Source organism: Actinomadura rubrisoli (assembly GCF_004349215.1).
GTDB lineage: Bacteria > Actinomycetota > Actinomycetes > Streptosporangiales > Streptosporangiaceae > Spirillospora > Spirillospora rubrisoli.
Map to the genome: position 1 here is coordinate 1 of NZ_SMKU01000444.1, position 6542 is coordinate 6542.

The following is a 6542-nucleotide window of genomic DNA, read 5'->3' on the forward strand; positions in this document are numbered from 1 at the left end:
GCCGGGGTCAGCGGGCGAGGCGGGCGGCGGTCTCCAGGAGGAGGGCGTGCACGAACGCCTGGGGGATGTTGCCCCGCAGCTGGCGCTGCCTGACGTCGTACTCCTCGGAGAACAGGCCGCTGGTGGCGCATCCGGAGCGGACGCGCTCGAACGTCCCGCGGGCCCTGGCGGGGTCGCCGTGGCGGTCCTCGGCGAGGGCGAGGAAGAAGCCGCACAGGGTGAAGGCGCCCTCCGCGACGCCGAGGGGCTCCCCGCCCGCCCGGTACCGGTAGACGAACCCCTCCTCGACGAGGTCCGCGCGGACGGCCCTCAGCGTGGCGGCGGTGCGCGGGTCGTCGTCGGGCAGGCAGCCGCGCAGCGGCGGGATGAGCAGCGCGGCGTCCACGCGCTCGTCGCCGGGGGCGCGTTTCCAGCGGCCGCCCGGGGTCAGGCACGTGCGGGCGGTCTCGGCGAGGACGGCGTCGGCGAGGGCCGTCCACGCGCCGGCGTCGGCGGGGCCCGCCAGGACCCGGGCGGCCTGGCGCAGGCCCGCGACGCAGGTGAGGCGCGAGTGGGTCCACAGGTCGTCGTGGGTCTCCCAGATCCCGGCCTCCGGGCGCGTCCAGCGGCGGCCGATCGCGCCGACGGCGGCGCGGGCGGCCTTGAGCGCGCCGGGGCTCGTCCGGTCGTGCTCGGCGGCCGCGGCGAGCAGCAGCAGCGCCTCCCCCAGCGCGTCGAGCTGGAACTGGCGCCCGGCCCGGTTCCCGGTCACGGCGCCGCCGCCGGGGTAGCCGGGCAGGTCGCGGGTCCGCTCGGCGGGGACGGGCCCGCCGGTGACGGTGTAGGCGGGCCTGAGGCGGTCGCCGTCGGCGAGGATCCGGCCGGTGACGAACGCGGCGGCGTCGCGGACGAGGCGCGGGGGCCCGCCGTGCACGGCGACGGCGCGTCCCGCGAAGCACTGGTCCCGGATCCAGGCGTAGCGGTAGTCGTAGTTGCGGCCCTGGTCCGAGCGCTCCGGCAGGGCGGTCGTCGCCGCCGCGACCATCCCGCCGGCCGTGCTGGTGAGCCCGGTCAGGACGGAGTAGGCGAGGCGCGCGTCCCGGGGCGCGATCGTGTCGGCGCACGACGGCACCGCGTCCCGCCAGTACCGCTCGGTGGCGTCCCACAGCTCGCGGGCGTCGAGCGGCCCCGCCCCCGCCCCCGGCCGGGCCAGCTCCAGCACCAGGTCGCGGGTCTCGCCCTCGGCGAGGTCGAAGGCGAGGGCCAGGACGGGCGCGCCGTCGTCGCCGTCCAGCACGTCCGCGCCGTCACCGCCGCGCCAGCGGATCCGCGCCGCGCCGCTGCGCGCCGTCCAGTCCGGGCCGTCGCGGCGCAGGTCGCGCATGCGGGGGCCGCCGGGCCCGGCGCGGACGTCCAGCAGGACGCGGACGCGGGAGGCTCCGCGCACGGCCCGGCAGCGGCGCAGCAGGACGGCCCGGTCGCGGCGGGCCGGGCAGGCCAGCGCCTCGCGGCATTCGAGGATGCCCTGGCCGGTGACCCAGCGGCTGACCCAGACGAGCCCGCGGTCGTCGTAGCAGCCGCCCCACACCCACCGGCCGGACGCGGGCCGCACGACGTAGGTTCCGGGGGCGCCCAGCAGGCCGCCGAACGCGGGGGGCGACTCCCAGGACGGGAAGCACATCCACGCGCACTCCCCGCGCGGGCCGATGAGCACGCCGCGCTCTCCGTCCGCGACCAGGGAGTAGTCGCGCAGCGCCGCCGGCATGCCGTGCCCTTCCGCCGCCGTCCCGCCCAACCGGCCCTCCTTCCGCCCGCGTCCCGGGCCTGGGATGCCATTACCCGTGAACGGGCCCGGGATCCGCGCCTCGGCGCCCGGCCTTCCGGCGGGAAGTCCCGTCCCGGCGAATCGATCGGCCGCCGGCGATCACCGGCGGCGTCCGTCCGCCGCGGGCACGCGGCAAGGAGGGCGGGCCCGTTCGCCAGGCCGTCCCCCGGCCGGTGGCGGCCTTGGCCGGGGCCGGAATCCGCCTTGACGCGGGCCCGCGCGACGCCTGACGATCAACGATGAGGGCGCACGGGGACAACGGGAGGCGACGCCATGGGCGGCGGGACAAGGCACGGGACGGGGCCAGGGGAGATCGCGCCGGACGGGTCGGCGGTCGAGTTCTACGCCGCGATGCCCCCCGACGAGGCCGCCGCCTCGCTGGTGCACGGCGTCCTGCCCGCCGGGGCGCCGATCCTGGAGCTGGGCGCGGGCGCCGGGCGGGTCACCGGCCCGCTGATCGCGCTCGGGCACCCGGTCACGGCCGTGGACGACTCGTCCGCGATGCTCGCCCGGATCGAGGGCGCCCGGACGGTGTGCTCGCCGATCCAGGACCTGCGCCTGCCCGAGCGGTTCGCCTGCGTGCTGATGATGTCGTACCTGGTCAACTACGGGGACCGGAAGGCGCTGCTGGACGCCTGCCGCCGCCACGTCGCCCCGGACGGGCTGGTCGTCGTCCAGCGCGAGGAGCGCGGCTGGTTCGACGCGGCCGCGCCGCGCGAGTGGTCGCACGACGGCATCGACTTCCGGCTGCGGGACGTCTCGCGGCCGGGGCCGGACCTGGTGGCGGCGACGATCGAGTACCGGATGGACGGGCGGACCTGGAGCCACTCGTTCGTATCCCGCCATCTGGGCGACGAGGAGCTGCCCGGCGTGCTGGGCGAGTCGGGTCTGCGGTTCGAGCGGTTCCTGGACGAGGGCGGCGGCTGGGTGGTGGCGCGCCCCGCGTGAACCCGTCCGCGTCAGCCCGTCCCGCACAAGCGGGCCGAGGCGAGCCGGGGCTGGCCGCGCCGCCCGCCGCCAGGGGGCCCTGACGGCGGAGGGCGGGCGGGTCAGGCGTCGCGGCGCTTGAGCAGGACGGCCGCGACCGCGAGCAGGCCCACCGTCCAGAGCGTGAACACCCCGAAGCCCTGCCAGGGCGTCAGCAGGTCGTCCTTGCCCTGGTGGGCCTGGGCGATGAGGTGCCCGGCCTCGGACGGCAGGTAGGCGTGGACGTGGTCGCCGATGCTGCCGGGCAGCAGCTGGGCGAGCGGGGACAGCACCAGCACGAACCCGATCACGCCGGTGATGCCGCCGGCCGGGTGCCGCAGGATCGCCCCGACGGCCAGCGCGAACAGCCCGAGCATCGCCAGGTAGAGGCCGCCGCCGATGACCGCGCGCAGCACGCCGGCGTCGCCGAGCGACACCGGGGCCTTGTCGTGCAGGAACGCCGCGCCGATGAAGAACGACAGGAACGACACCCCGATGCCCAGAACGAGGATGACGAGCCCGAACACCGCGGCCTTGGCCCACAGCATCGGCAGCCGCCGCGGCACCGCGAGCAGGCTCGCGCGGATCATCCCGGTGGAGTACTCCGAGGCGATCACCAGCACGCCGAGCACGCACACGGCCAGCTGGCTGAGGAAGAATCCGCTGCCCAGGATCATGCTGGTGGGGTCGGCGGCGATGGTCGCGCGGTCGCCCGCGTCGGTGTCGTCCCACTGCGCGACGGTCAGCCCGACGAACAGGGCGGTGAACCCCAGGTCGAGGACGACCAGCAGGATCAGCGACCAGAACGTCGACCGCACCGACCGGATCTTCGTCCATTCGGCGCGCATGAGGCGGGCGAAGCGGGTGCCGCGCGACACGCCCGTCCCGGCGCCCTCGACGGTGGCGGCGGTCATCGCAGCTCCCCCTTCGGCTCGGACGCGCCGTACTCGACGCTCTCCCGGGTCAGTTCCATGAACGCCTCCTCCAGGGACCCGCGGCGGGGCGTCAGCTCGTGCAGGACCAGGCCCTCGGCGGCGGCGAGCTCGCCGATGCGCGGCGCCTCCATGTGCGTGACGGTCAGCAGGGAGTCGCCGTCGGGCTGGACCTTGCCGCCCTCCTCGGCCACGACGGTCGCGAGCCGCTGCGCGTCGGGGGTGCGCACCACCACCATCTTCTCGGTGCTGCGCTCGATGAACTCCTCGGTGGAGCAGTCGGCGATCAGCCGGCCGCGCCCGATGACGATGAGGTGCTCGGCGGTGACCGCCATCTCGTTCATCAGGTGGCTGGAGACGAAGACGGTGCGGCCCTCGGCGGCGAGCCGCTGCATGAGCGTCCGGATCCAGACGATGCCCTCCGGGTCGAGCCCGTTCACCGGCTCGTCCAGGATCAGCACGGACGGGTCGCCGAGCAGCGCGGCGGCGATCCCGAGGCGCTGCCCCATGCCGAGGGAGAAGCCGCCGGCGCGCTTGCGGGCGACCCCGGTGAGGCCGACGAGCTCGACGACCTCCTCCAGCCGCTTCTTGGAGATGCCCTGGGTCTGGGCGAGGCACAGCAGGTGGTTGTAGGCGCTGCGCCCGGTGTGGACGGCCCGCGCCTCCAGCAGGGCGCCGACCACGCGCATCGGCTCGGGCAGGTCGACGTAGTGCCGGCCGTGGATGCGGGCGTCGCCGCGGTGCGGCCGGTCCAGCCCGAGCAGCAGCCGCATGGTGGTCGACTTGCCCGCGCCGTTCGGGCCGAGGAAGCCGGTCACCCGGCCCGGCACCACGGTGAAGGAGAGGTCGTCCACGGCGGTCCTGTCGCCGTAGCGCTTGGTGAGGTTCTCCGCCTCGATCATTCGCACGTCCTGGGGGTCGATGGCACGGGCCAACCCGTGATCGTGGTCACACTAACGCGGTGGCCCGGGGCGGCGGATCCTCCTGGAAGCCGATCCGCCTCCGACCTCGGTAGGGGGCCCTACATGGTACGGGGGTAGGGAATCCCCCGGGGGTACGCCGCCCGCGCCGCCTACCGCGCGGGGCGCAGCCGCGGTTCGTCTCGGGGGCGGACGACGACCGGGCGCCGGAGGGGAATGCTTTCTGTCGACGGATAAGGAGGCCCATGACCGCCCGACCCATGCCCGCAGAGCCGGACGGCGTGCCGCGCGAGCCCGGCGGCGCGTCCGCCGTGCCGCGGCCCCGCCGGGGGCGGCTGCGCAGGTGGGGGCGGCGGCTGCTCATCGCGCTGCCGGTGCTGGTGGTCGCGGCCACGTCGTCCTCGCTGTCCTACAACGCGGCCACGGCCGGGCGGGCGCGCGAGCCGGCGGGCCTGGAGTTCGTCCAGGCGGACGGGATCCGCACGCGCTACCTGCACTGGGGGACGCGGGGGACGCCGATCGTCCTGGTGCACGGCGCCGCCGAGTCGGCCGACACCTGGCGGTCCGTCGCGCCGCTGCTGGCGGCCCGCCACCGGGTGTTCGCGCTCGACCTGACCGGCTGGGGCTACAGCGAGCGGCGCGGCCCCTACGACACCGCGCACCAGGCCGCGCAGCTGCTGGGGTTCCTGGACGCGCTGCGCCTGGACCGGGCGGCGCTCGTCGGGCACTCCAGCGGCGCCGGGGTGATCGCCGCCGCGGCGCTGCGGGCCCCCGGCCGGGCGGCGGGGCTGGTGTTCGTGGACGGCGACGCCCTGGACACCGGGGCGGGCGCGGGCGCGGACCGGCTGAGGCTCGTGCTGCGCGACCCGTTCCGGACGACGCTGCTGCGCCTGGCCGTCCGGTCGGACCGGGTGATCCGCACGATCTACGGCGCGCAGTGCGGGCCGTCCTGCCCGCGGCTCGACCGGGCGGGCGTGGACCGGTGGCGGCGTCCGCTGCAGGTCGCGGGCGCCGAGCGCGCGCTGTGGCGGATGCGGGGCGTCATCGGGCTGCCCGCCGGGCGGGTGGCGGGCCTCGCCGGGATCGCCGTCCCCAAGGCGGTGGTCTTCGGAGCGGACGACGACGTGTTCTCGCGCTCCGCGCCCTCCGAGACGGCCCGGCGGATCGGCGCCCCGCCCCCGGTGATCGTCCCGGGGGCGCGCCACCTGGCGCTGATCTCCCATCCGAGGCAGGTGGCGGACGCGATCACCGCGCCGCCGTACTGACCCCGGGTCCGTGGCCGCCCCGCGTCAGCACTCGCACCCCTCGGCCTCCGCCCGCCCGTCCGCAAGCCCGCCGCTGTCAGCGCCCGCCCCGGCGGGTGGGCCCGGCGCGCCGCCGGTGGCGGGGCGGACGGCGCCCGCGCCGGCGGCGAGCAGCGCGGTCAGGGCCGCGACGAGCCCGAGGGCGGCGGCCAGGCCGGTGACCTCGGCGATCGCGCCGATCAGCGGCGGCCCGGCGAGGAAGCCGAGGTAGCCGCAGGTGGACACGGCGGCGATCGCGGGGCCCGGCGCGCCGGTCGCGAGCGCGGACGCGGTGAACACGATCGGCACCACGCAGGCCAGGCCGAGGCCCAGCGCGGCGAGCCCGGCCAGGGCCAGCGGCGCCTGGCCGCCGGCGAGCGCCGCCCCGAACCCGGCGGCGGCGATCGTGGCGAGGACGCGGACGACGCGGACGGGCCCGAACCTCCCGACGAGGCGGTCCCCCGCCAGCCGCCCGACGGTCATGGTCACCGCGAACGCGACATACCCGGCGCCCGCGGTGCCGGGGCCGGCGTCCAGGACGTCCCGCAGGTAGACCGCGCTCCAGTCGGCGGCGGCGCCCTCCGACAGCAGCGCCGCGAACGCCAGCGCGCTCAGCACCAGCAGCGGGCGGGTGGGG

Annotated in this window: 6 protein-coding genes; 2 read left to right on the forward strand and 4 right to left on the reverse strand. The window is 77.0% G+C overall.

Annotated elements, in window-relative coordinates; translation table 11 throughout:
* Positions 1-7 precede the first annotated feature (7 nt).
* A complete protein-coding gene (locus E1298_RS42440; protein WP_243726173.1) occupies positions 8-1774 on the reverse strand; it encodes a glycoside hydrolase family 15 protein in 1767 nt (588 codons plus the stop codon).
* 303 nt (positions 1775-2077) lie between these two features.
* Between E1298_RS42440 and E1298_RS42445 the strand changes: the two genes are divergently transcribed.
* Entirely contained in the window at positions 2078-2752 is a 675-nt protein-coding gene (locus E1298_RS42445) for a class I SAM-dependent methyltransferase (RefSeq protein WP_131903043.1), read from the forward strand.
* A gap of 101 nt (positions 2753-2853) precedes the next feature.
* Here the strand turns inward: E1298_RS42445 and E1298_RS42450 are convergent, their stop codons facing one another.
* Together E1298_RS42450 and E1298_RS42455 are read right to left on the reverse strand one after the other, a co-directional pair.
* On the reverse strand, positions 2854-3684 hold the full coding sequence (locus E1298_RS42450) for an ABC transporter permease (RefSeq protein WP_131903044.1): 831 nt from the start codon (positions 3682-3684) through the stop codon (positions 2854-2856).
* Positions 3681-4604, reverse strand: coding sequence for an ABC transporter ATP-binding protein (locus tag E1298_RS42455; protein ID WP_131903046.1), 924 nt, complete (start codon positions 4602-4604; stop codon positions 3681-3683). Before E1298_RS42455 ends, E1298_RS42450 begins: the two co-directional genes overlap by 4 nt.
* A gap of 263 nt (positions 4605-4867) precedes the next feature.
* Between E1298_RS42455 and E1298_RS42460 the strand changes: the two genes are divergently transcribed.
* A complete protein-coding gene (locus E1298_RS42460) occupies positions 4868-5887 on the forward strand; it encodes an alpha/beta fold hydrolase (RefSeq protein WP_207945176.1) in 1020 nt (339 codons plus the stop codon).
* A 24-nt stretch (positions 5888-5911) separates the two neighbouring features.
* On the opposite strand, the gene E1298_RS48905 is transcribed toward E1298_RS42460, so the two are convergent.
* Positions 5912-6542: MFS transporter (locus E1298_RS48905; protein ID WP_165975927.1), on the reverse strand; the 631-nt coding region annotated here is incomplete at its 5' end.